Consider the following 22,099-nt stretch of genomic DNA (forward strand, 5'->3'; position numbering starts at 1 on the left):
AGCGGCTAGCCCCGGTGCGGCAGCCGGGCCTCGACGAGCTTGGTGGCACCGGCGGCCCGGGTCTCCACGGCATCGCACCGCTCGCGGACCCGGGCGAGCATCTCGGTGTCGCCCAGCGGCATGGTCGCCACCATGCGTTCGGCCTCGTCGACCTGCGGGTGCTCCAGCACGGCATCGACCAGGCGGGTCCCGGTACCGCCGGGCAGGTGACCTGACTCCACGTGCAGGTCGGAGTGGACGAGGCCCGGTTCGCGGGTCGGGCGCACCTCCGCGCTGGCGACGGTGCGCCCCTCGTCCTGGATCAGGATGTTGTCGTCGTCGTGGCGGGTTCTGGTCATGGTCGGGCTCCGCGGGGTCGTCGGACGGTCGGGGCTCCCGGGGGGAGCGACGGCGCGACGCTGCGCGGTCGGGTACCAGCGTGGTCCTGCGCGCGGGAGTGGCAAGGTCCTCGCGCCGGGTCCGGACCCCCGCTCGGGTCGCCACGCCGCAGGACGCAGCGATACGCGCGGGTCAGGTAGCGGACCGCGACCTAGCCCCCGAACGCCCGCACCGGCAGACCCCGGACGCCTGCCTCGACGCGGAACAGCGCTCCGGCCCGGGGGTCGTCGTCCGGCCCCATGCCCTGGCGCGAGGTCGTGACGAAGAGCTGGTCGAGGTCCGGGCCGCCCAGGGTGCAGGCGGTCGTGTTCGGCGTGGGGACCTCGACGACGGCGTCCAGTCGGCCGGTGCTGTCGTACCGGTGCACCGCGCCGGCCCCGTAGAGCGCCACCCAGACGCCCCCCTCGGCGTCCACGGTGAGCCCGTCGGGGTTGCCGTCGTCGCCGAGCGTCACGAACGGCCGCCGGCCGGTCAGCCCGGTCTCCCGGTCGTAGTCGAGGACGTCGATCCGGTGCGTGGCGGTGTCGGCGTAGTAGACGAGGGACCCGTCGGGGCTCCACTCCAGCCCGTTCGACACGGTGAGGTCGCCGAACACCCGGCGCACGCTGCCGTCGGGGTCCAGCCGGTGCATCGCCGCGGCGCCGGGCGTCTGGTCGTAGGCCATCGACCCGCACCAGAGCCGCCCCTGGGGGTCGCAGCCGCCCTCGTTCATGCGGATGCCCGGGTCGGTCCAGACGGGGTCGAGCGTGGTGACGGCGCCGTCGGCGTCCTGCAGGGCAAACCCGCGCTCGACCGCGATCACCGCCCCGCCACCCGCGCGCGGACGGACCACCGCCGCGACGTCGCCGACGTGGACCCGGCCGACGGTGCCGTCGGCCGCCAGGGTCAGGACGTCGCCGGCGAGCATGTCGACGCAGCGCAGGCCAGTGCCGTCGGGCCACCAGACCGGCCCCTCGCCGTGAAACGCGATCGCGTCGGTCAGCTGCTCGGCCCGCACCCGACGATCTGACCGCACCCGCAGCCCGGGCGCCAGGCGCCGTCAATCCTCCGGTAGGGCCGGAGGGTCCAGGCCGGCGGCCATGAGCGTGCTGAGCAACCGGGCGGCCGCCTCGACCACCCGCAGGTCGCGCGCAGCGCTGCGCGGTTTGGCGCGGAACGCCACGCCGCAGAGCGTGCCGAAAAGACTGCCGTCGGCGCGGACCAGCGGAACGCCCACGTAGGCGGCGACGTCGCGCAACGCGCCGGTGGTCTGCGACGCGTACGCAGGGACGGCGGCGGTGACGGTGGCCAGCCGGGGGGCGTTGCCCTCGATCATCTGGCGGCAGAAGCTCTTCTCCCAGGGCAGCTCGATGCCCGTGCGGACGGCGCCCGGGGGATGGGCGAGCAGCACCACCTGCCGGTCCTCGACGACCTGGGTGACCATCCAGACGTCCCAGCCCACGTGCTGGGCGAGGAAGCCCAGCGATCCCTCGGCGGCCGCGCACCAGTCCGGCCACGGCGCGACATCCGCGAACGGCTCCGGAACCATGTCGGAACGTTATTCCCGCCGAGGGCGGGGGACAATGCAGGTCAGCGCGCTCCGGCGAGGCCGTCGTCGTCCCGGCGGTGCTCCCGCCGCTCGAGCTCCTCCTCCTCGGCCTCGGCTTCCAGGAGGTGCGCCTCGCCGGCGACCTCGGCCGCGGCGTCGCCGTGCGACTCCCCGTAGACCTGCTCGGCCCGGCCGAGCAGCTCCTCTGCCTTGGCCTTCGCCTTGTCGAAGATGCTCATGTCCCCACCTCTCGCCGAGCTCAGCCGCCCGCAAACGGGGGCAGCACGTCCACCACCGCCCCGGGTGACAGCACCAACGCCCGGTCGCGGGTGCTGGTTCCGTCGACGAGGAACGAGCAGGCGGTGAGCACCCGCTCCAGCCGTTCGCCGTGGTCGCCGACGATCTGGCCGACCAGCTCGTCGAGGCTGGCCGCCTCGCGGGTCTCGGTGTCGACGCCGGCGGCGGCCCGGGCCCCGGCGAAGTACCGGACGGTGACCGTCGGGGTGGTGGGGTGGGTGGCCGACACGGTCAACCCCCGATCGCGGACATCGGCCGGGCGGGCTGCAGGAAGCTCGGGTCGTCGATGCCGTGGCCGGGCAGCTTCCCGAGCGTCGCGATCCGCCAGCGGTCGGCGATCTCCGCGTCGGTCGCCCCGTCGCGCATCGGCGTGCGCAGGTCGGACTCCTCGCGGGCGAACAGGCAGTTGCGCACCTGGCCGTCGGCGGTCAGCCGGGTGCGGTCGCAGCTGCCGCAGAACGAGCGGGTGACCGAGGCGATGACGCCGACCGTGGCCGGGCCGCCGTCGACCAGCCAGCGCTCGGCGGGGGCCGATCCGCGGGCCTCGGTGTCGGGCGTGAGCGTGTGGGCGGCGGAGAGCCGTTCCAGCATGTCCTCGGCGGTGACCATCTCGCCGCGGGTCCAGGCGTGGTGGGCGTCCAGCGGCATCTGCTCGATGAAGCGCAGCTGGTAGCCGCGCTCCAGGCAGAAGTCCAGCAGCGGGACGGCGTCCTCCTCGTTCATCCCACGCAGGAGGACTGCGTTCACCTTGACCGGGGTCAGCCCCGCGGCCTGCGCGGCGGCCAGCCCGGCGACGACGTCGTCGAAGCGGTCGCGGTGGGTGAGTTGCTTGAACCTGTCACGGTCGACGGTGTCAAGGCTGACGTTGATCCGGTCCAGCCCGGCGGCGGCCAGTGCCGGGGCGACGCGCGCCAGGCCGATCGCGTTGGTGGTCAAGCTGACCTCGGGCCGCGGCTCGAGCGCCGTCGCCCCCGCCACGATGCCGACGAGGCCGGGCCGCAGCAGCGGCTCGCCGCCGGTGAACCGGACCTCGGTGATGCCGAGCTGCTCCACGCCGATGCGCACCAGCCGGACGACCTCGTCGTCGGTGAGCACCTCGACCTTGGGCAGCCAGTCCAGCCCCTCCGGCGGCATGCAGTACGTGCAGCGGAGGTTGCAGCGGTCGGTCAGCGAGACGCGGAGGTCGGTGGCGACGCGGCCGTGCCGGTCGACCAGCCCGCCGCTCCCCGGGGCGGGCGCGTCCGCGGGGCGCACCCAGGGGTCGGGCAGCGAGCTGCTGGTCATGCGCCGAATGTAGTAGCGCCGGCCGACAAATGGGGCGGGGAAGTCCGAGGTCCGCGGCTAGGCTCCCCGACGCCACCCGAGAGACCGGCGGACGAATCACCCGCACTCGCCCGTGGCCAGGAAGCGCGAGAAGAACCCGTGTCACCCCGAACCCTCCTGGGCCCCTACACCCGCCTGTTCGCCGTTCCCGGCGCCGCCCGCTTCTCCTTCGCCGGCTGGGTGGGCCGCTTCCCCGCCCCGATGCTGGGCCTGGGCGCCGTCCTCCTCGTGGAGGGGGAGACCGGCAGCTACGGCCTGGCGGGCGCCGTCTCGGGCACGCTGGCCCTGTCCTTCGCGGTGGCCGGCCCGGTGTGGGCGCGCGCCATGGACCGGCGCGGCCAGGCCACGGTCCTGCGGCTCGCCATGGCGGCGTTCCTGCTGACCGGGACCGCCTTCGTCGCCGCCGTCGTGGCGGGCGGCCCGCGGTGGAGCTGGTTCCTGCTCGCGGCCGCGACCGGGTTCAGCAGCCCGAACATCGGCTCGCTGGTGCGGGCCCGGTGGTCGGCGCTGCTCGACCCGCAGGGCCGGCAGACCGCTTTCGCGTTCGAGGCGGTGGCCGACGAGGTCGTCTTCGTCCTGGGACCGCCGCTGGTCACGCTGCTCGCGACCCTGATCGCGCCTCCGGTGGGCTTCCTCACCGGGATCGTGCTCGGCGTGGTCGGCGGGCTCTGGCTCGCGGGCCAGCGGGACACCGAGCCGCCGCTGCACGTGGCCGACCCCTCGGGGCCGAAGCGGCGCCGGTCGGTGCTCACCCCCACGCTGCTGGTCGTCGTCGTCACCTACCTGGCGGTGGGCGCCGTGTTCGGCGCGATCGACGTGGTGGTCGTGGGCTTCGCCGAGGCGGAGGGGGCGCAGGCGTTCTCCGGCCTCGCCCTGGCCGTCTTCGCCTTCGGGAGCCTGGTGGCCGGCCTGGTCTACGGCCTCGTGGCGCTGCCCGGGACGCTGGCCGCGCGCTTCGTCGTCACCGGCGTCGCCTTCGGCCTGGCCGCCCAGCTGCTGTGGGGCGTGGGGTCGCTGCCGGTGCTCGTCGGCTGCGGTTTCCTGGCGGGCCTCACCATCGCGCCGGTGCTGGTCTCCGGGACCTCGCTGGTCGAGTCGCGGGTGACGCCGGGCGGGCTGACCGAGTCGCTGGCCTGGACGATCACCGGCCTCACCGTCGGTGTCACCGCGGGCTCGGCGCTGGCCGGCGCGGCGGTGGACGCGTGGGGTGCGGAGACGGCGTTCGCCGTCCCGGCGCTGGCCGGCGGCCTCGCCGGGCTGCTCGCCCTGGCGGGCGCGCCGCTGCTGCGCCGTCCTGATCCGGCCCTCCCGGTTCCGCAGGACGGAACCGCACGGGTCGATCACGCCCCGGCGGGGTAGCGGCACCGATTGGTAGGCCGTGCGCTCTCCCTGCGGCGCGGCGCCTCTCCCCGATCGGAAGGACTCCCTGTGGCATCCGTGCCCACGATCACCCTCAACAACGGCGTCGAGATCCCGCAGCTCGGCTTCGGCGTCTACCAGGTGCCGCCCGAGGACACCGCCGACGTCGTCAGCACCGCGCTCGAGGTCGGCTACCGGCACATCGACACCGCCGAGATGTACGGCAACGAGAAGGGCGTCGGCGAGGCCGTCGCCCGCTCGGGCATCGACCGCTCCGAGATCTTCGTGACCAGCAAGCTGAACAACGGCTTCCACCGCCGCGACGACGCCCTGCGCGCCTTCGACCAGACGCTGGCCGATCTCAAGTTCGACCAGCTGGACCTGTTCCTGATCCACTGGCCGCTGCCCACCATCGACGTCGACTACGTCGAGACCTGGAAGGCGATGGAGGAGATCTACGCCAGCGGGCGGTGCCGCGCGATCGGCGTCTCCAACTTCAACCCGCACCACCTGCGGCGGCTGTTCGCGGAGACCGAGATCCGTCCGGCGGTCAACCAGATCGAGGTGCACCCCTACCTGGCGCAGGACGACGTCCGGGCCTTCGACGCCGACCACGAGATCGTCACCGAGGCCTGGTCCCCCATCGCGCAGGGCAAGGTGCTCGACGACCCGGCGATCACCGCGATCGCCGAGCGCGTGGGTCGCACGCCGGCCCAGGTCGTGCTGCGCTGGCACGTGCAGCGCGGCGACGTCGTCTTCCCGAAGTCGGTGACGCGGGAGCGCATCGAGCAGAACTTCGCGCTGTTCGACTTCGAGCTCGGCACGGAGGACATGGCGACCCTGACCGGGCTCGACCGCGGCGAGCGGACCGGGCCCGACCCCGACACGTTCGACTACGTCCCGCGCTGATCAGGCGGCGCCGGCCCGCAGCAGGGCCGCGCGCACGATGGCCAGCACCGTCTCGCCGTCCAGGCCCGCGTCCCGGGCCTGGGCGGCGAGCCGCGTCGCGGTCCGCCGGACCTCGTCCTCCACCGGGCGGTGCGCGGGCCGGGTGACGACCGTGCCGGTGCGCCGGCGGCTGGCGACCAGGCCGGCCGCCTCGAGCTCGGCGTAGGCCCGGCCCACGGTCCCGGTGGCGACACCCAGGTCGGCGGCCAGCGCCCGCATGGTCGGCAGCCGGGCTCCGTCGTCGAGCAGGCCGCCCTCGACGTACGCGGCGATCTGGCGGCGGATCTGCTCGTACGGCGGCGTCGCCGCCTGCACGTCGACGGTGATGTCGAGCGGCACCGGATCAGCCGGCCCGGACGGGAGGGGCGTCGGCGGGCACGCCGGGAGCGCGGATGCAGGCGACCACGACGCCCGCCAGGAGGGCCGCCCCCCCGACCAGGGAGGTGGCCGCGCCGGCCGCCTCGAGCAGCCCGGAGTCGAGGCTGCTGGTGGCCAGCGAGTGCCAGGCCCGTCCGGCCACGAACAGCAGGCCACCGGCGACGACGAGGGTCACCCCCACCGCCACGCGCAGCACCCGGTGCACCGAGGCGCGGCGCAGGGCGGTCTCGATCGCGTCGTCCGCCGTGGCCACGGCCGGGCGGTCGGCGACGATCCACAGCGCGGCCACCGTCAGCGCGCCCAGGAGGAGCAGGCCGAGCCCGGCCGGGACGCCGTAGAACGCGCCGGGGAAGGGGCTCGCGGTCGCGCGAACCAGGTCGGTCCCGCTGCTGACGCTGCGGCCGTCGTCCTCGGCGATCAGCCCCCCGCCGAGCAGGACCAGGACGACCAGCCCGACGGCCGGCCCACCGGTGCGCACCAGCCAGGGAGCCGCCTGGTCGAGCAGGCCGCGGCGGACGAGGCGCGCCCGCCGGACCTCGCCCTGCGGGCGGGGCCAGGTCAGCTCACCGAGCGCCAGGACGGCCGTGTGCACGACGCCGAAGGCGATCGGCACCAGGAGGGCGGTGACGCCCAGGCCGCCGGGCGAGCTGTCCCCGAGCCGGGTGGTGCCGACGTAGAGGGCGGCCATCGCGCCGAGCAGCAGGGCCGCACCCGACGCGTTCCTCGCGTGCGCGCGGGCGGCGGCGACCGACGTCTCCCGGCTGGGTGGTGAGCGGCGGGCGACGGCCGTGCCCACCGCGAGCGTGACGGCCCCGGCGAGGAGCAACCCCAGCGGGAGCAACCCCATGACGACCTCCACTGCTCCATTGACTCAAGAGATTGAGACAATGGCAGCGGCGAGGCCGGGGCGCAAGCCCCCTCAGCGACCGGTGGCGCGCCGTGCCTGCCCCGCTGTGCCGGGCCGCCTCTCCTGGCGGGACGCGGCGCGCCGGTCGCCGCCGTGCGGGTCGGGGATCTCCACCCACGGCACCTCGGTGCCGTTGCGGGGGATGGCGTTCGGATCGTCGTGCGTCGGGGGTCTCATGGGTCTCGCCTTCTCGTGCCCCCGTGCTCGGATGTCCTCTCCGGCAGTTCCCTCGATGCCGGCGGGCTAATCCGTCGTCACGAAGTCGATGAGCTCCTCGACCCGGCCGAGCAGCGCCGGCTCGAGGTCGGTGAAGCTCGTGACGCGGGCCAGGATCCGCTGCGCCCAGACGTACCCCGTGTCGTCCTCCCAGCCCAGCCGCCGGCAGACGCCGGTCTTCCAGTCCTCGCCCTTGGGCACGGACGGCCAGGCCTTGATGCCGACGACCTGGGGCTTGACCGCCTGCCAGATGTCGATGAACGGGTGCCCCACGACCAGCGCGTGCTCGCCGGTGATCTGCTCGGCGATGCGGGACTCCTTCGAGCCCGTCACCAGGTGGTCCACGAGGACGCCGAGACGACGTCCCCGGGCCGGCCGGAAGTCGCGCACGATCGCCGGGAGGTCGTCGACACCGTGCAGCGGCTCCACGACGACGCCCTCGATGCGCAGGTCGTGGCCCCACACCTTCTCGACCAGCTCGGCGTCGTGCTTGCCCTCCACGTAGATGCGCCCGGCCCGCGCCACCCGGGCACGGGCGTTCTCCACGTACAGCGAGCCCGACGCGCTGCGCAGCGGCCCGGACGGCGCCGCGTGCTTCGGGCGCACGAGCACGACCGGCCGGCCGTCGACCCAGAAACCGGGACCGAGCGGGTAGCCCTTCACCCGGCCGAAGCGGTCCTCGAGATGGACGACGTCCTTCTCGCAGCGCACCACCGCGCCCACGAACCCCGAGCTCGGGTCCTCGACGACGAGATCCTTCTCGGCCTCGACCTGGGGTGCCGGCTTCTTGACGGTGCGCGGGTGGACGAGGTTGTCGTACGGCGAGCGGGGTGGCATCCCTCCATGCTGAGCACGGGACCCGCTCCGGCCGCGGAGGACGCGCCGGTGCGGCATCCGCGGACACGCCCGGCGGCCCGGGAAGTAGCGGAGCGTGATCGGGTTGCTGCGCTCCTTGTCGGACCGCCCACGGCCCCTGTGGCCCACAACCGGATTGCGCGTCCGACCTGCGCGGATGTCACCCCGCCACCCGGTTGCCGTGCCGCCGGGTCGCGGGAAGTCGGGGTCGGATCTCCCCCGGGGTCGCGCGTGTCGGACGGACGAGATCGTTTCGCCCTCGTGGTGCCGGTCACCCATTCGAGCGACCGCGCCACCCCCGAGCAATGGATGGGAGCACCACCACGATGATCGGCACCGACACCATCAGCCGCGTGATCGGCCAGGACGTCTACGACGAGTCCGGAGAGAAGATCGGCTCGGCCGCGGAGGTCTACCTCGACGACGAGACCGGTCAGCCCGAGTGGGTCACCGTGCGCACCGGCCTGTTCGGCACGAAGGAGTCGTTCGTCCCGATCCGCGACGCCAACCTGACCGACGACGGCGTCCGCGTACCCGTGAGCAAGGAGCGCGTCAAGGACGCCCCGAAGATCGACACCGACGGGCACCTCTCCCCGCAGGAGGAGCAGGAGCTCTACCGCTACTACGGCCTGGGCACCGGCACCACCCAGACGACGACCACCGAGTCGACGACCGGCATGGCCGGCACCGGGATGGCCGGCGGCATGACCGACACGACCGACGCCCGCGGGACCGTCGGCCACGACACCTCGGGCCCGACCACCGACGACGCCATGACGCTGTCGGAGGAGCGGCTGAACGTCGGCACCCGCTCGCAGGAGGTCGGCCGCGCCCGCCTGCGCAAGTACGTCGTCACCGAGAACGTCACGGAGACCGTCCCGGTGTCGCGCGAGGAGGTCCGCCTCGAGCGCGAGCCCATCACCGACGCCAACGTCGGCAAGGCCATGGACGGGCCGGCCATCTCCGAGGAGGAGCACGAGGTCGTCCTGCACGCCGAGACCCCGGTCGTCGAGAAGGAGGCCGTCCCGGTCGAGCGCGTGCGCCTGGACAAGGAGACGGTCACCGAGCAGACGCAGGTGAGCGAGGGCCTCCGCAAGGAAGAGGTCGAGCTCGACGCCGACGGCACCGCCCGGGACCGCGGCGACCGCATCTGACCGCACCCCATCTGAACCAACCCGGCCCCGCGACGGGGCCCGTTGACGGCGGCGGCCGGTCGAGGACCAGACTCGACCGGCCGCCGTCGTCCGTGCAGGTGGGATGCTCACAGCCGTGAGCGAGCCCACCGTCGCGCCCGGCGCCGTCGAGCCCACCGGTTTCGCCGGCCCGCAGGACCTCGCGGCCGCGCTGGAGGCCACCGGCTACCTCCCCGACGAGGGCCTGGCGACGGCGGCCTACCTGGCGCTGGTCATGCACCGCCCGCTCTTCCTCGAGGGCGAGGCCGGCGTCGGCAAGACCGCGCTTGCCCAGGCGCTCGCCCAGGTCACCGGCCGGCCTGTCTACCGGCTGCAGTGCTACGAGGGTCTCGAGGCCAGCCAGGCGCTCTACGACTGGGACTTCGGCCGCCAGCTGCTGCACCTGCGGGCCGCCGAAGCCGCGCACGCCACGCAGGACACAGCGTCGCTGGAGGCCTCGCTCTACGACCGGCGCTTCCTGCTCGCCCGGCCGCTGCTGCAGGCCCTGGAGGACTCGCCGAGCGTGCTGCTGGTCGACGAGGTCGACCGCGCCGACGACGAGTTCGAGGCGTTCCTGCTCGAGGTGCTCTCCGACTTCACGATCTCCATCCCGGAGCTCGGCACCGTGCGCGCCGCGACGCCGCCGCTCGTCGTCCTCACCTCCAACCGGACCCGCGAGGTGCACGACGCGCTCAAGCGGCGCTGCCTGTACCACTGGCTGCAGCACCCCGAATTCGACCGCGAGGTGGCGATCCTGCGCCGCCGGCTGCCGCAGGTGACCGAGCAGCTGGCCCGCGAGGTCGCCCGCGCGACGGCGAAGCTGCGCACCCTGGACCTGCTCAAGCCGCCGGGCATCGCCGAGTCGATGGACTGGGCCACGGCGCTGCACACCCTCGGCGCCCGCGATCTGGACCCAGACCTGGCCGCCCGCACGCTCGGCGCGGTGCTCAAGTACCGGGAGGACACCGAGCGGGTGCAGGCCATGGCGAGGGGGGCGCTCTTCGGTGGCTGACGGGGGGCGGGACGTCGTCGACACGGTGCTCGGCTTCGCGCGGACGCTGCGGCACGCCGGCGTGGCGGCCTCGCCCGACCGCGTCGAGTCGATGCTCGTGGCGCTGGGCTCGCTCGACGTCCTCGACCCAGGCGCCGTCTACTGGGCCGGGCGGCTGACCCTCTGCGCCGGCCCGGACGACCTCGACCGCTACGACGCCGCCTTCTCCGCGTACTTCGCGGGCGAGCGACCGCGGATCCCCCGGCCGAACGCCCGCCCCGAGGTCCACCTGACGGCGGCGGCGCCGCTGGAGCCGGGCCGGGCGGACGGCGCGGACGACGCCGAGGCACCGGACCTCGCCGTCCAGGCCAGCGGCGAGGAGGTGCTGCGCCACCGCGACGTCGCCGAGCTGACCCCGGCCGAGCGCGAGCACCTGCGCCGGCTGTTCGCCCTCATGGCCCCGGCGACGCCGATGCGCCCGTCCCGCCGTCGGCGGCCGAGCGCCCAGGGCCCGGTCCACCCGGGTCGGACGGTCCGCCGGGCGCTGCGCAGCGGCGGCGAGGTCACCCGGCTGGCGCACCACCGCCGGCAGGCCCGCCCGCGTCGCGTCGTCCTGCTCGTCGACGTCTCGGGCTCGATGGCGCCCTACGCCGACGCCCTCCTGCGGTTCGCGCACGCCGCCGTCCGCGCCCGGCCGGCGACCACCGAGGTCTTCACCATCGGCACCCGGCTGACCCGCGTCACCCGCGAGATGCGGCTGCGCGACCCCGACCGCGCGCTGGCCGCCAGCGGCTCGGCGATCCCCGACTGGTCGGGCGGCACGCGGCTCGGCGAGGTGCTCAAGGCGTTCCTGGACCGGTGGGGGCAGCGCGGCACCGCTCGGGGCGCGGTCGTCGTCCTGTGCAGCGACGGCTGGGAGCGGGGCGGCACCGACCTGCTGGCCGCGCAGATGGTGCGGCTGCGGCGGCTGGCGCACGCGGTCGTCTGGGTGAACCCGCACAAGGGGCGCGCCGGCTACGAGCCGCTGACCGGTGGGATGCAGGCGGCGCTGCCGTCGGTCGACCACTTCGTGTCCGGCCACAGCATGGCCGCCTTCGAGGAGCTGACGGGAGTGATCCAGCGTGCGTGAGACGTTGCACGTGGAACGTTCCGGGAGGAAGGAGCCCTCCGATGCGTGACGTGCTCGACGAGCTGGTCGGCTGGTGGCAGGCGGGGGAGACCGTCGGCATGGGCACGGTGGTCGCCACCTGGCGCTCCGCGCCGCGACCCGCGGGTGCCTCGATGCTGGTCGGCCCGGACGGCACGGCGGTGGGCAGCGTCTCCGGCGGCTGCGTCGAGGGCGCGGTCTACGAAGAGGCCAAGGACGCCGTCGAGACCGGCGTCCCGACCCTCGAGCGCTACGGCGTGAGCGACGACGACGCGTTCGCCGTCGGGCTGACGTGCGGCGGCATCCTCGACGTCTTCGTCGAGCCGGTCTCCCGCGAGTCGTTCCCGGAACTGGGCGAGGTCGCCGAGTCGGTGGATCGGCACGAGCCGGTCGCCGTCGTCACCGTGGTGAAGGGCCCGGACGACCGGCTGGGCCGGCGGCTGGTCCTCTGGCCCGACCGCGAGTCGGGGACGCTCGGCCTCCAGCGCCTGGACGACGCGGTGGCCGCCGACGCCCGCGGCATGCTGGCGGCGGGCCGCACGGGTCTCCTGCACGTCGGCCACGACGGCGAGCGCCGCGGCGACGACCTGACCCTGTTCGTGAACTCGTTCGCACCCCCGGCGCGGATGGTCGTCTTCGGTGCCATCGACTTCGCGGCCGCCGTCGCGCGGGTGGGCGCCTTCCTCGGCTACCGGGTGACCGTCTGCGACGCCCGGCCGGTGTTCGCGACGGCGAAGCGGTTCCCCGACGCGCACGAGGTCGTCGTGGAGTGGCCGCACCGCTACCTGCAGGCCGAGGTGGACGCGGGACGGATCGACGAGCGCACGGTCCTCTGCGTGCTCACCCACGACCCGAAGTTCGACGTCCCGCTGCTCGAGGTCGCACTGCGGATCCCGGTCGCCTACGTCGGGGCGATGGGGTCGCGGCGCACGCACGACGAGCGGCTGGAGCGGCTGGCGGAGGCCGGGCTGTCGGAGGCGGAGATGGCCCGGCTGTCCTCGCCCATCGGCCTGGACCTGGGGGCGCGCACGCCGGAGGAGACGGCAATCTCGATCGCGGCGGAGATCATCGCCGGGCGCTGGGGCGGCACGGGGGAGCGGCTGGCCGGGACCGAGGGCCCCATCCACCGGACGGCCGAGCGCTGACGCCCGACGTGCCGCACCGCTACGACGTCCACGTCGTCGGGCTGCTCGCCTCGCCGGAGCACCGCTACGACGGGCGGCCGGGCGGAACCGTCCCCGAGCAGTCCGCGGACCGGCGCGAGCGCATCAGGGTCCGCGCGGGCTTCGGCATCGTCGGCGACCGCTACGCCGGCAAGCCCGCCCACCGGGACGCCTCGGTGACGGTGCTGGCGGCCGAGTCCGTGGAGGCGCTGGCCGCGGAACTCGGCTCCGGGCCGCTCGACCCGTTGCTCGCCCGGCGCAACGTCGTGCTGCGGGGCGCCGAGGTGGAGGCGCTGCGTGGGCAGCTGTTCTCGCTCGACTGCGGCGAGGGGGAGGTGCTGCTGCAGGGCGGCCGGCCGGCCAACCCCTGCGCCTGGCTGGACGCCGTCCTGACCGCCGGCGCCCACCGGGGGATGCGCGGGCGGGGCGGCATCCGCTGCGCGCCGCTGTCGGACGGCGTCCTGAGGGTGGGGCCGGCCGTCCTCCGCAGCGCCGTCCCGCTGGACCCGGCGAGGGCCGGGGACGCGGTGAAGCCGGCGGTCCGGGGCCGGCCGGGCGCCTGAGGCACCCGGCCGGCCAGGACGTCAGCGGTCGCTGTCGCCGTAGACGATCATCCCGCGGATGTTCTCGCCGTCCCGCATGTCCTGGTAGCCCTTGTTGATGTCCTCGAGGGCGTACCGGTTGGTCACGAGCTCGTCGAGCTTGAGCTGGCCGCCCTGGTAGAGCGCGAGCAGCTCGGGGATGGCCGCGCGGGGGCTGAGCCCGCCGAAGATGGCGCCCTGCAGGTCCTTCTGCAGCAGCGTGAGCTCGAACAGGCTCAGCTTCACGTCGACGTTGGCGTAGTTCCCCATGCCGGTGACGACGGCGCGGCCGCCCTTGCCGGTCAGGCTGAGCGCGGCCTGGATGTCCTCGCCCTGGATGTCGCCGACGGCGATGATCGTCTTGTCGGCCATCCGCCCCCAGGTGAGCTCGTTGACGGCGGCCGTGGCCTCCTCGGCCGTGGCGAAGGAGTGCGTGGCGCCGTAGTTCTTCGCCCAGTCGCGCTTGTGCGCGACCGGCTCCACCACGACGACGTGCCGGGCACCGGCGGCGGCGGCGCCCTGGACGGCGTTCATGCCGACCCCGCCCACGCCCATGACGACGACGGTCTCCCCGGGGCGGACCGCGGCCACCTTGGTCGCCGAGCCCCAGCCGGTGGTGACGCCGCAGCCGACGAGCGCCGCCACGTCGAGGGGGACGTTCTCGTCGATCTTCACGACCGACGCCTGGTGGACGGTGATGTACGGGGAGAACGTGCCGAGCAGGCACATGGGCGAGACGCCCTGACCCCGGGCGGTCACGCGGTGCGTGCCGTCGGCGATCGCGGTGCCGCCGAGGAGGAAGGCGCCGAGGTCGCAGAGGTTCTGCATCCCCTTGGCGCACGGCGGGCACTGCCCGCAGGCCGGGATGAAGGCGGTGACGACGTGGTCGCCCTCCTTGAGGTTGGCCACGCCCGGGCCGACCTTGGTGACGACGCCCGAGCCCTCGTGCCCGCCCAGGGAGGGGAAGTTCACCGGGGTGGCGCCGGTGACGAGGTGCTCGTCGGAGTGGCAGAGGCCGGAGGCCGCCAGTTGGACGGTCACCTCGCCGTGCACCGGGTCGCCGACCTCGATCTCCTCGACCGACCACTCCTCGCCCACGCCCCACAGGATCGCGCCCTTGGTCTTCACGCCGTTTCCTTCCGCCGATGTGCCGCCGTTGGCAAGACAGAGCGGCGCGGTACCAGGGGGTACCGTGCCGTGGGTCACACTCTGCTGACGGCGCGCATCGCCCGTCAACCCTGACTGTTCGGTTCCGTGGTGGGCTGCAACGTCGTGCAGCGGTCGGCGAGACTGACGGCGTGTCCGGCGCTCCCGTGGTCGTGGTCGGCGCCGGGCCCGTCGGGCTGACGGCGGCGCTGCTGCTCGCCCGGCGGGGGGTGCCCGTCGTCGTGCTCGAGCGGCACCGCGAGCCCTATCCGCTGCCGCGGGCCGTGCACCTGGACGACGAGGTCTTCCGCGTCCTGCAGGCGGCCGGCGTGGCCGACGACGTCCTGGCCCGCAGCCGGCCGATGGCCGGGCTCCGGCTGCTGGACGGGTCGCACCGCGTGCTCGCGGAGTTCGCCCGGCACCCGGACGCCGGGGTCCACGGCTGGCCGCAGGGCTCGCTGGTCCACCAGCCCGACCTGGAGGCGGTGCTGGCCGGCGCCGTCGCCGCGGCAGGCATCCCCGTCGAGCGCGGGGTCGAGGTCACCGGCCTCACCCAGGACGACGACGGCGTCACGGTGGTCGCGCGCGGGAGGGGCGCCGGGGCGGACCGGTCCGTCCGCGCCGCGGCGGTGCTGGGGTGCGACGGCGCCAACAGCACGGTCCGCGAGCTGATCGGTGCTTCCATGCGCGACCTCGGCCGGCCCGACCGGTGGCTGGTGCTGGACGTGGTCTCGCCGGCCGAGCTCCCCGTGTGGCCGGGTGCGCACCAGGTCTGCGACTCGCGGCACCCCGCCACGTTCATGCCGGTGACGGGGGACCGGTACCGCTGGGAGTGCCGCCTCGCGGCGGGCGAGACGGTCGCGGACGCGACGACGCCGGAACGGCTCGCCGAGCTGCTCCGCCCGGTCGACCCGGGCGACGTCGAGATCGTGCGTGCGGTCGAGTACACGTTCCGGGCCCAGGTCGCCGACCGGTGGCGCGCCGGGCGGGTGCTGCTGGCGGGGGACGCCGCGCACCTGTCCCCACCGTTCGTCGGTCAGGGGCTGGGCCTCGGGTTGCGTGACGTGCACCAGCTCGCCTGGAAGCTGGCCGCCGTCCTCGCCGGCGAGGCGGACGACGACCTGCTCGACAGCTACCAGGCCGAGCGGGAGCCGCACGCGAGGGCGCTCATCCGGGTCGCCCAGCTGCTCGGGGCGCTCATGACCGGCGGCGGGCGCGGCGGGGACGTCGTCCGGCGCGGGGTGCTGGCCGTGCTGCGCCGAATCCCTGCCGTGGCCGCGCTCGCCACCGACAGCCGCACCCCGCCCCTGCGGCCCGGTCCGCTCGTCGAACGCAGCGGCCGGGCCGGCCGCCGGCTGGCCGGGTCGCTGGTGCCGCAGCCGGAGGTGCTCGTCGACGGGCGGCCGTGCCGGCTGGACGACGTGCTGGGCGGCGGCTGGGCGGAGCTGACGGCGGACCTCGTCCTGCGCCGCGACGACGGCACGGAGGTCCAGGTCACGGATCCCAGCGGCCGGCTGCGCACGTGGCTGCGGGGCGCGACCGTCCGGATCCGCCCGGACCGCATCGTGGCCTCAGCCGCCGTTGTGCGCTGATCCACCCCATGGCGTGCCGATGAGGTGGATCAGCGCACAGTGGTGCGCGGGGTCAGGCCTCGCGGCGGCGGCGGGCCGGGTTGACCGGCTGCAGAGCGGTGTCGACGGCGGCCTGGCCGAGCTGGCGCTCGAAGCCCGGCGGGATCACCAGGTCGTCGCGGCTGAGCTCGCCGACCGACGGGCGGCCCAGGCCCACCATCGCCGAGCCGAGCCCGTCGCGCAGCAGGTCGAGCACGTTCTCCACGCCCGCCTGGCCGTTGGCGGCGAGGCCCCACAGGTAGGCGCGGCCGATCATCACGGCCTTGGCACCCAGGGCGAGGGCCTTCGCGACGTCGCCGCCGCGCCGGATGCCGCCGTCCAGGAGCACCTCGATCTGGTCGCCCACCGCGTCGGCGACCGACGGGAGGGCGCGGATCGAGGCCGGCGTCCCGTCCAGGTTGTTGCCGCCGTGGTTGGACACCGAGATCGCCGTGACGCCGGCGTCGACGGCGCGCTTGGCGTCGTCCACCCGCATGACGCCCTTGAGCATGAACGGGCCGTCCCACTGCTCCCGCAGCCAGGCGACGTCCTCCCACGTCGGCATGGGGGAGTTCATCCACATGCCGTAGGCGCCGAAGAAGGTCGGCGCCGGCTCGCCCGGGGTGGCCACCATGTTCGGCACGGTGAGGTCGGGCAGCTTCTTCGTCCTCGCGAAGTCCCACAGCCAGCGCGGGCGCAGGAGCACCTGCGGGGCGTACCGGCGGGCCGCCTCGAAGTCGATCTTCTCCGGGATGAACGGGCTGCCCCAGTCGCGGCCGTAGGCGAACGACCAGTCGAGGGTCGCGATCAAGCCGACCGCGCCGGCCTTCTTCGCGCGGTCCATGCGGGCGAGCATCTCGTCGCGCGTGCCCACCCAGTACATCTGGAAGAAGGTCTGCGGGTTGGCCGCGGTGACCTCCTCGACGGGCTTGCTGGCGAAGGACGAGAGCCCCATGGCGATGCCACGGGCGGCCGCGGCGCGGGCGACCGCCACCTCGCCGTCCGGGTGGACCGCCTGCACGCCGGTCGGGCTGATCAGCACCGGCATCGAGAGCGGCTGGCCCATGACGGTGACGCCCAGGTTCCGCTCGTTGGCGAGGCCCGCGGTGTGCGGCGCGAAGCCGAGCTCGGCGAACGCGGCCAGGTTGTCCTCGAGCGTCAGCCCCCGCTCGGAGCCCGCGACCAGCGCGCCGTAGACGCCCTTGGGCAGCCGCTTCTTCGCCCGGCGCTGCGCCTCGGCGACCGACTCGAACCAGGGGTTAGCCATCGTTGACCTCCTCGCCGACCGGCCGCCCGGCCGTTGGCACTGAGTGCCAGGCTAGCGGCCGGGCAGGAGACGGGCACCACACCGGGGCCGGTTCAGCGCAGGCCCGGGAACCCGGCGGCCATCTCCTCGAACGCCCAGTGCAGGTGCGCGGCCAGGGAGGAGTGCTCGTCGGCCAGCCAGACCTCGAAGGCGGTGATCGCGGCCGCGCGGGTGCAGGTCGCCACCAGCCGGGGGACGAGCGCGGTCGCCGGTGAGCCGGTCCGCCCCCCGACGTACCGGGCGACCGCCCGGTCGACGTCGGCGTAGCGCAGCTCCGAGTGCGCCAGGAGCGCCGGCTCGCCCAGGATCAGCCGCATCCGCCTCCGCAGGAGCGGTAGCTCGGCCTCCGGGTAGTCGTTGACCTCGACGTAGGCGGCGCAGACCGCAGCGAGCACCGGCTGCGCCGGCGGGGTGGCCGCCAGGAGCGCCTCCAGCCGGGCGACGTGCCCGGCGAAGTCGCCCCAGACGGCGTCGGCCTTCGTCGGGTAGTAGCGGAAGAACGTCCGGCGGCTGATCCCGGCGGCGTCGGCGACCTCGTCGCTGATCACGTTCTCGAAGCCTCGGGCGGCGAACAGGTCGAGGGCGGCGCGCTCGACGCGCAGCCGCGTGGTCTCGGCCGGCGCCGTCCTCGTCCCCGTCACGCGGGCATTGTGTTGCCAGTGGCACCCGGTGTCACTAACGTCCGCGACACCGCACCCGCACGCACCGCCCGGAGGCCGCCATGCCCGAGACGAACACCGACGTCGATACGGTCCCCGCTCCGGCGGCGGAGGAGGAGCTGGTCGAGGAGTCCCTCGTCGAGGAGGTCTCCATCGACGGCATGTGCGGCGTCTACTGAGCCCGGTGACCACCGCGGTCGGCTTCGACGTCGACCTGCCCTGGCGGAAGGCCCGGTCGGTCGCCCTGCGGCCCGAGCCGTTCGGCGCGCTGGTCTACCACTTCGGCAACCGGAAGCTCTCCTTCCTGAAGTCGAAGCTGCTGGTCGCCGTCGTCGAGGCGCTGGCCGACCACCCCACCGCCGCGGAGGCGCTCACCGCCTGCGGCGTGACCGACGCGCAGCGGGCCGCCTACGTCAAGGCGCTCGCCGACCTGGCCCGCTCCCAGATGATCGAGGTTCGCGCATGACCGCCGTCGTCCCCGCACGCCCCGTCGGCGGGAGGCTGGTCGACCAGTTCGAGTACGGGCTCGACGCCCCGATCTGCCTCACGTGGGAGCTCACCTACGCCTGCAACCTGGCGTGCGTGCACTGCCTGTCCTCGTCGGGACGGCGGGATCCGCGGGAGCTGTCCACCGCCGAGGCGGAGGCGGTCATCGACGAGCTGCAGCGGATGCAGGTCTTCTACGTCAACGTGGGCGGCGGGGAGCCGACGGTCCGGCCCGACTTCTGGCACCTGCTCGACTACGCCATCGGCCACGACGTCGGCGTCAAGTTCTCCACCAACGGCATCAAGCTGGACCGGGCCCGTGCCGAGCAGCTGGCCCGCACCGACTACGTCGACGTCCAGATCTCCCTGGACGGCGCCACGGCGGAGGTGAACGACGCCGTCCGCGGCACGGGCTCCTTCGCCACCGCGACCCGCGCCCTGGAGAACCTGGCCGAGGCCGGGATGAAGGACTTCAAGGTCTCCGTCGTCGTCACCCGCGAGAACGCCGGCCAGCTCGACGAGTTCACGGCCCTCACCGACCGCTACGGCGCGCAGCTGCGGATCACCCGGTTCCGGCCGTCGGGGCGCGGTGCCGACGTCTGGGACCGGCTGCACCCCACCCAGCAGCAGCAGCGCGAGCTCTACGCCTGGCTGCTCGCCAACGGCGACCGGGTGCTCACCGGTGACTCGTTCTTCCACCTGTCGGCGCTGGGGGAGTCCCTGCCGGGGCTGAACCTGTGCGGGGCGGGCCGGGTGGTCTGCCTGATCGACCCGGTCGGCGACGTCTACGCCTGCCCGTTCGCGATCCACGAGAACTTCCTGGCCGGCAACGTCCGCGACGAGGGCGGCTTCCAGCGGGTCTGGCAGTCGTCGGACCTGTTCGCCGAGCTGCGCAGCCCGCAGACCGGTGGCGCCTGCACGAAGTGCGCCCACTTCGACGCCTGCCGCGGCGGCTGCATGGCCGCGAAGTTCTTCACCGGTCTGCCGCTGGACGGTCCCGACCCCGAGTGCGTCCAGGGCTACGGCGAGACGGCGCTGGCCGCGCGGGACGCCGAGCTGGCCACCCCGCGCAGCCACATCGACCACTCCCACACCGGGCCGGTCCGCGGTCAGCCGACGCTCCTGGGCATCCCCTCGATCCCGAGCAAGATCTGCGACGAGTCGCCGCTGGCGGGGCTCGACCTGCGCTGATCCCACCCCGAAAGGGGCACCCGGCGCGAAATTCCTCCAGCCGGGGGGCGCAACGGCCGATGCGGGGACGGTGATCCTCCTCCGCCTGCGGGACCGCGCCGTCCGCCTGCTGCCCGAGGGTCGCCTGCTGCCCGAGGCGGTCTGGGAACGCCGCCACGGCGTCATCATGCGGCTGTGCCTGGCCTCGGCCGGGCTCCTGGTGATCTTCGCCTGGTTCCAGGGCGCGGGTCAGCCGGCCGCCGTGGCCGTCCTCGCCGCGGTCGCGGGCCCGGTCGTCCCGGCCGCGCTCCCGCAGCTCGGCCGCAAGCTCCGCGCGGCGGCCACCACGATCAGCCTCATGGCCGCCTCGGTAGCGCTCGTCCACCTGTGGAGCGGCGTCACCGAGTCGCACTTCGTCTTCTTCGTGATGATCGGCGTCGTCTCGCTGTACCAGGACTGGGTCCCGTACGGCATCGCGCTGGTCGTCGTCACCGTGCACCACGGCGTCTTCGGCACCCTGTACCCGCACGCCGTCTTCAGCCACGACGCGCAGCACGACCCGTGGCTGTGGGCCGGGATCCACGCGGCCTTCGTGCTCGCCGCGAGCATCGCGCACCTGGCAGCCTGGCGGCTCAACGAGGACCAGGTCCTCAGCGATCCGCTCACCGGCCTGGCCAACCGCACGCTGCTCGAGGAGATCACCCACCGCCTGCTCGACCGGGGCGGCGCGGTCAGCGTGCTGTTCATCGACCTCGACGACTTCAAGGACGTCAACGACAGCCGCGGCCACGCCGCCGGCGACGAGCTGCTGCTGGTCCTGGCCGAGCGTCTCCGGGGCTGCGTGCGCCCGGGGGACGTCGTCGCGCGCATCGGCGGTGACGAGTTCGCCGTGGTCGTCAGCGGCGGTCCCGACGTGGCCCGCGCCGTCGGCGAGCGTGCGCTCGTCGCGCTGTCGGTACCGGTGCCGTTGGCCGAGGGGCCGGTCACCGTGCACGCCAGCGTGGGCGTCGCAGCCTCCACGGACTCGACCGACCGCACCGCCGACGCGCTGCTGCGCAACGCCGACCTCGCCATGTACCTGGCGAAGGCGCAGGGCAAGAACCGGCTCGTCGTGTACGCCGACGGCATGGCCGAGGCCGCCCGCCGCCGGGCCGGCCTGGCCCAGGACCTCGCCGTCGCCGCGGACGCCGGCCAGCTGGAGGTCCACTACCAGCCGACGGTCCGCCTGACCGACGGCCGCACCACCGGCTTCGAGGCGCTGGTCCGCTGGAACCACCCGGAACGCGGCCTGGTCCCGCCGGTCGAGTTCATCCCGCTCGCCGAGGAGACCGGCGCGATCACCGGCATCGGGCGGTGGGTGCTGCGCGAGGCGCTCCGCCAGGGCGCCGCCTGGACGGCCGAGACCGGCACGCCGCTGCGCATGGCCGTCAACCTCTCGCCCCGCCAGTTCCAGGACGGCGACGTGACGGCCGACGTCGTCGCGGCGCTCGAGGACACCGGCTTCCCCGCGGCGCAGCTGACCCTCGAGGTCACCGAGGGCGTCCTGGTCCGGGACGTCGACACCGTGGTCGCCCAGCTGGAGGCCCTGCGGGCGCTCGGCATCCGCATCGCCATCGACGACTTCGGGACCGGCTTCTCCGGGCTGTCCTACCTGCGCCACCTGCCCGCGGACATCATCAAGATCGACCGCAGCTTCGTCATGGACCTGCCGCACGGCCGGTCGGCGGTCACGCTGATCACGTCGATGGTCGAGCTGGCCCGCACCCTGGGCCTCGACGTCGTCGCCGAGGGCGTCGAGACCGAGGGGCAGCGGCGCGCGCTGGCCGACCTGGCCTGCGGCTCGGCGCAGGGCTACCTGTTCGCCAAGCCGGAGCCGGCCGAGCGGGCCGGTGCCCGCCTGGGCGCGGGCGCCGTCCGCATCCCGGCGCAGCCAGGCGCCCCCGCCGTCGAGCGGCTGCAGGGCGCCCCGTCCGCCTAGAGGTCGACCTTCTCGTTCTCGCCTGCGTCGATCCGCTCGCCGGTGACCTTGGCCTTCACGAAGCTGAAGGCGGTGGCCAGCCGGCCGCCGGGGCTGTCCCAGTACTCCGCGGAGTCGGCCCGCACCTTGATCAGGACGACGCTGCTGTCGTCCGGCCCCTGGGGGAACCACGCCTCGACGGCGGAGTTCCACAGCTCCCGCTTCTTCGCCGCATCCTCCACGACGACCGCGTCGCCGGTCAGCGAGACCCAGGTGCCGCCCGAGCCGACGCCCACGTTCACCTCCGGCGAGGCGGTGATGTGCTGCACCGGGTTGGAGTCGCGCTCGGCGAAGAACCACAGGTCGCCGTCGAACTCCACCTCCTGCAGCGTCATCGGCCGGCTGGTCAGCCGGCCGTCGACGGTGATCGTGGTGAGGAAGCCGAAGCGCTCACCCTTCAGCAGTTCGGCCACCTTGCGCGTCTGGTCGTCGCTCATGGCAGTCCCATTGCCCACGACCGGG

The 22,099-nt window shown here is 74.3% G+C and carries 26 protein-coding genes; 12 read left to right on the forward strand and 14 right to left on the reverse strand.

From position 1 onward, the window contains the following. Positions 1–5: 5 nt before the first annotated feature. From ACI78T_RS08685 to moaA, 6 genes are all read right to left on the reverse strand, one after another. The gene (locus ACI78T_RS08685; protein ID WP_456557688.1) at positions 6–338 is read right to left on the reverse strand and encodes a hypothetical protein; all 333 of its coding nucleotides are present in this window, start codon (positions 336–338) and stop codon (positions 6–8) included. Between the two features lie 191 nt (positions 339–529). Further along, positions 530–1,375 (reverse strand): SMP-30/gluconolactonase/LRE family protein, encoded by an 846-nt coding sequence (locus ACI78T_RS08690; protein ID WP_456557689.1) that lies wholly within the window; start codon positions 1,373–1,375, stop codon positions 530–532. Between the two features lie 42 nt (positions 1,376–1,417). Beyond that, positions 1,418–1,906, reverse strand: a complete 489-nt coding sequence (locus ACI78T_RS08695) for a GAF domain-containing protein (RefSeq protein ID WP_456557690.1) — start codon at positions 1,904–1,906, stop codon at positions 1,418–1,420. Between the two features lie 41 nt (positions 1,907–1,947). Continuing rightward, positions 1,948–2,145 (reverse strand): hypothetical protein, encoded by a 198-nt coding sequence (locus ACI78T_RS08700; protein ID WP_456557691.1) that lies wholly within the window; start codon positions 2,143–2,145, stop codon positions 1,948–1,950. Positions 2,146–2,165: 20 nt separating this feature from the next. Further along, positions 2,166–2,432 carry a MoaD/ThiS family protein gene (locus ACI78T_RS08705; protein ID WP_456557692.1) on the reverse strand — a complete coding sequence of 89 codons (267 nt, stop codon included), beginning with the start codon at positions 2,430–2,432 and terminating at the stop codon, positions 2,166–2,168. A 2-nt stretch (positions 2,433–2,434) separates the two neighbouring features. Next, positions 2,435–3,487, reverse strand: a complete 1,053-nt coding sequence (gene moaA, locus ACI78T_RS08710; RefSeq protein WP_456557693.1) for a GTP 3',8-cyclase MoaA — start codon at positions 3,485–3,487, stop codon at positions 2,435–2,437. 138 nt (positions 3,488–3,625) lie between these two features. On the opposite strand from moaA, the gene ACI78T_RS08715 reads away from it, so the two are divergent. Then, a complete protein-coding gene (locus ACI78T_RS08715; protein WP_456557694.1) occupies positions 3,626–4,885 on the forward strand; it encodes an MFS transporter in 1,260 nt (419 codons plus the stop codon). A 69-nt stretch (positions 4,886–4,954) separates the two neighbouring features. Then, positions 4,955–5,794, forward strand: a complete 840-nt coding sequence (locus ACI78T_RS08720) for an aldo/keto reductase (RefSeq protein ID WP_456557695.1) — start codon at positions 4,955–4,957, stop codon at positions 5,792–5,794. Here ACI78T_RS08720 and ACI78T_RS08725 read toward each other — a convergent pair whose 3' ends face one another. The 4 genes from ACI78T_RS08725 to ACI78T_RS08740 form a co-directional block, all read right to left on the reverse strand. Continuing rightward, complete coding sequence (locus ACI78T_RS08725) at positions 5,795–6,172, reverse strand: GntR family transcriptional regulator (RefSeq protein WP_456557696.1); 378 nt, start codon at positions 6,170–6,172, stop codon at positions 5,795–5,797. Between the two features lie 4 nt (positions 6,173–6,176). Next, on the reverse strand, positions 6,177–7,058 hold the full coding sequence (locus tag ACI78T_RS08730) for a hypothetical protein (RefSeq protein WP_456557697.1): 882 nt from the start codon (positions 7,056–7,058) through the stop codon (positions 6,177–6,179). A gap of 72 nt (positions 7,059–7,130) precedes the next feature. After that, positions 7,131–7,295, reverse strand: coding sequence for a hypothetical protein (locus tag ACI78T_RS08735; RefSeq protein ID WP_456557698.1), 165 nt, complete (start codon positions 7,293–7,295; stop codon positions 7,131–7,133). A 66-nt stretch (positions 7,296–7,361) separates the two neighbouring features. Continuing rightward, positions 7,362–8,171 (reverse strand): DUF3097 domain-containing protein, encoded by an 810-nt coding sequence (locus tag ACI78T_RS08740; RefSeq protein ID WP_456557699.1) that lies wholly within the window; start codon positions 8,169–8,171, stop codon positions 7,362–7,364. A 344-nt stretch (positions 8,172–8,515) separates the two neighbouring features. Between ACI78T_RS08740 and ACI78T_RS08745 the strand changes: the two genes are divergently transcribed. The 5 genes from ACI78T_RS08745 to ACI78T_RS08765 all read left to right on the forward strand — a co-directional run bounded on the left by ACI78T_RS08745 (position 8,516) and on the right by ACI78T_RS08765 (position 13,225). Then, positions 8,516–9,343, forward strand: coding sequence for a DUF2382 domain-containing protein (locus ACI78T_RS08745; protein ID WP_456557744.1), 828 nt, complete (start codon positions 8,516–8,518; stop codon positions 9,341–9,343). Positions 9,344–9,458: 115 nt separating this feature from the next. Continuing rightward, entirely contained in the window at positions 9,459–10,373 is a 915-nt protein-coding gene (locus ACI78T_RS08750; RefSeq protein ID WP_456557700.1) for an AAA family ATPase, read from the forward strand. Next, positions 10,366–11,481, forward strand: coding sequence for a vWA domain-containing protein (locus ACI78T_RS08755; RefSeq protein WP_456557701.1), 1,116 nt, complete (start codon positions 10,366–10,368; stop codon positions 11,479–11,481). The genes ACI78T_RS08750 and ACI78T_RS08755 overlap by 8 nt, the downstream gene beginning before the upstream one ends. 41 nt (positions 11,482–11,522) lie before the next feature. Next, the gene (locus ACI78T_RS08760) at positions 11,523–12,644 is read left to right on the forward strand and encodes an XdhC family protein (RefSeq protein ID WP_456557702.1); all 1,122 of its coding nucleotides are present in this window, start codon (positions 11,523–11,525) and stop codon (positions 12,642–12,644) included. An 8-nt stretch (positions 12,645–12,652) separates the two neighbouring features. Next, on the forward strand, positions 12,653–13,225 hold the full coding sequence (locus ACI78T_RS08765; RefSeq protein WP_456557703.1) for an MOSC domain-containing protein: 573 nt from the start codon (positions 12,653–12,655) through the stop codon (positions 13,223–13,225). Positions 13,226–13,246: 21 nt separating this feature from the next. Here the strand turns inward: ACI78T_RS08765 and ACI78T_RS08770 are convergent, their stop codons facing one another. Further along, positions 13,247–14,371, reverse strand: a complete 1,125-nt coding sequence (locus ACI78T_RS08770) for an NDMA-dependent alcohol dehydrogenase (protein ID WP_456557704.1) — start codon at positions 14,369–14,371, stop codon at positions 13,247–13,249. A gap of 170 nt (positions 14,372–14,541) precedes the next feature. Here ACI78T_RS08770 and ACI78T_RS08775 point away from each other — a divergent pair, with 170 nt between their 5' ends. After that, positions 14,542–15,981, forward strand: a complete 1,440-nt coding sequence (locus ACI78T_RS08775) for a bifunctional 3-(3-hydroxy-phenyl)propionate/3-hydroxycinnamic acid hydroxylase (protein WP_456557705.1) — start codon at positions 14,542–14,544, stop codon at positions 15,979–15,981. Between the two features lie 52 nt (positions 15,982–16,033). Here ACI78T_RS08775 and mftD read toward each other — a convergent pair whose 3' ends face one another. Together mftD and mftR are read right to left on the reverse strand one after the other, a co-directional pair. Next, on the reverse strand, positions 16,034–17,266 hold the full coding sequence (mftD, locus tag ACI78T_RS08780; protein WP_456557706.1) for a pre-mycofactocin synthase MftD: 1,233 nt from the start codon (positions 17,264–17,266) through the stop codon (positions 16,034–16,036). Between the two features lie 92 nt (positions 17,267–17,358). Beyond that, positions 17,359–17,946, reverse strand: coding sequence for a mycofactocin system transcriptional regulator (gene mftR / locus ACI78T_RS08785; RefSeq protein WP_456557707.1), 588 nt, complete (start codon positions 17,944–17,946; stop codon positions 17,359–17,361). An 80-nt stretch (positions 17,947–18,026) separates the two neighbouring features. Here mftR and mftA point away from each other — a divergent pair, with 80 nt between their 5' ends. The 4 genes from mftA (at position 18,027) to ACI78T_RS08805 (ending at position 21,598) form a co-directional block, all read left to right on the forward strand. Next, entirely contained in the window at positions 18,027–18,143 is a 117-nt protein-coding gene (mftA, locus tag ACI78T_RS08790) for a mycofactocin precursor MftA (protein WP_456557708.1), read from the forward strand. 5 nt (positions 18,144–18,148) lie between these two features. Continuing rightward, positions 18,149–18,430 carry a mycofactocin biosynthesis chaperone MftB gene (gene mftB / locus ACI78T_RS08795; protein WP_456557709.1) on the forward strand — a complete coding sequence of 94 codons (282 nt, stop codon included), beginning with the start codon at positions 18,149–18,151 and terminating at the stop codon, positions 18,428–18,430. Further along, positions 18,427–19,641, forward strand: coding sequence for a mycofactocin radical SAM maturase (mftC, locus tag ACI78T_RS08800; protein WP_456557710.1), 1,215 nt, complete (start codon positions 18,427–18,429; stop codon positions 19,639–19,641). Before mftB ends, mftC begins: the two co-directional genes overlap by 4 nt. A 70-nt stretch (positions 19,642–19,711) precedes the next feature. Then, positions 19,712–21,598, forward strand: coding sequence for a putative bifunctional diguanylate cyclase/phosphodiesterase (locus tag ACI78T_RS08805; RefSeq protein ID WP_456557711.1), 1,887 nt, complete (start codon positions 19,712–19,714; stop codon positions 21,596–21,598). On the opposite strand, the gene ACI78T_RS08810 is transcribed toward ACI78T_RS08805, so the two are convergent. Then, entirely contained in the window at positions 21,595–22,074 is a 480-nt protein-coding gene (locus ACI78T_RS08810) for a pyridoxamine 5'-phosphate oxidase family protein (protein ID WP_456557712.1), read from the reverse strand. The genes ACI78T_RS08805 and ACI78T_RS08810 overlap by 4 nt on opposite strands. Between the last annotated feature and the right edge of the window lie 25 nt (positions 22,075–22,099).

Source organism: Blastococcus sp. SYSU D00922 (assembly GCF_054050495.1).

What these genes read in the sequence shown, in the direction of transcription:
- ACI78T_RS08685 (WP_456557688.1), bottom strand. Translation starts at nt 338, where the DNA reads ATGACCAGAACCCGCCACGACGACGACAACATCCTGATCCAGGACGAG.
- ACI78T_RS08695 (WP_456557690.1), bottom strand. Translation starts at nt 1,906, where the DNA reads ATGGTTCCGGAGCCGTTCGCGGATGTCGCGCCGTGGCCGGACTGGTGC.
- ACI78T_RS08700 (WP_456557691.1), bottom strand. Translation starts at nt 2,145, where the DNA reads ATGAGCATCTTCGACAAGGCGAAGGCCAAGGCAGAGGAGCTGCTCGGC.
- moaA (WP_456557693.1), bottom strand. Translation starts at nt 3,487, where the DNA reads ATGACCAGCAGCTCGCTGCCCGACCCCTGGGTGCGCCCCGCGGACGCG.
- ACI78T_RS08730 (WP_456557697.1), bottom strand. Translation starts at nt 7,058, where the DNA reads ATGGGGTTGCTCCCGCTGGGGTTGCTCCTCGCCGGGGCCGTCACGCTC.
- ACI78T_RS08735 (WP_456557698.1), bottom strand. Translation starts at nt 7,295, where the DNA reads ATGAGACCCCCGACGCACGACGATCCGAACGCCATCCCCCGCAACGGC.
- ACI78T_RS08740 (WP_456557699.1), bottom strand. Translation starts at nt 8,171, where the DNA reads ATGCCACCCCGCTCGCCGTACGACAACCTCGTCCACCCGCGCACCGTC.
- ACI78T_RS08745 (WP_456557744.1), top strand. Translation starts at nt 8,516, where the DNA reads ATGATCGGCACCGACACCATCAGCCGCGTGATCGGCCAGGACGTCTAC.
- ACI78T_RS08760 (WP_456557702.1), top strand. Translation starts at nt 11,523, where the DNA reads ATGCGTGACGTGCTCGACGAGCTGGTCGGCTGGTGGCAGGCGGGGGAG.
- mftD (WP_456557706.1), bottom strand. Translation starts at nt 17,266, where the DNA reads ATGGCTAACCCCTGGTTCGAGTCGGTCGCCGAGGCGCAGCGCCGGGCG.
- mftA (WP_456557708.1), top strand. Translation starts at nt 18,027, where the DNA reads ATGCCCGAGACGAACACCGACGTCGATACGGTCCCCGCTCCGGCGGCG.
- mftC (WP_456557710.1), top strand. Translation starts at nt 18,427, where the DNA reads ATGACCGCCGTCGTCCCCGCACGCCCCGTCGGCGGGAGGCTGGTCGAC.
- ACI78T_RS08810 (WP_456557712.1), bottom strand. Translation starts at nt 22,074, where the DNA reads ATGAGCGACGACCAGACGCGCAAGGTGGCCGAACTGCTGAAGGGTGAG.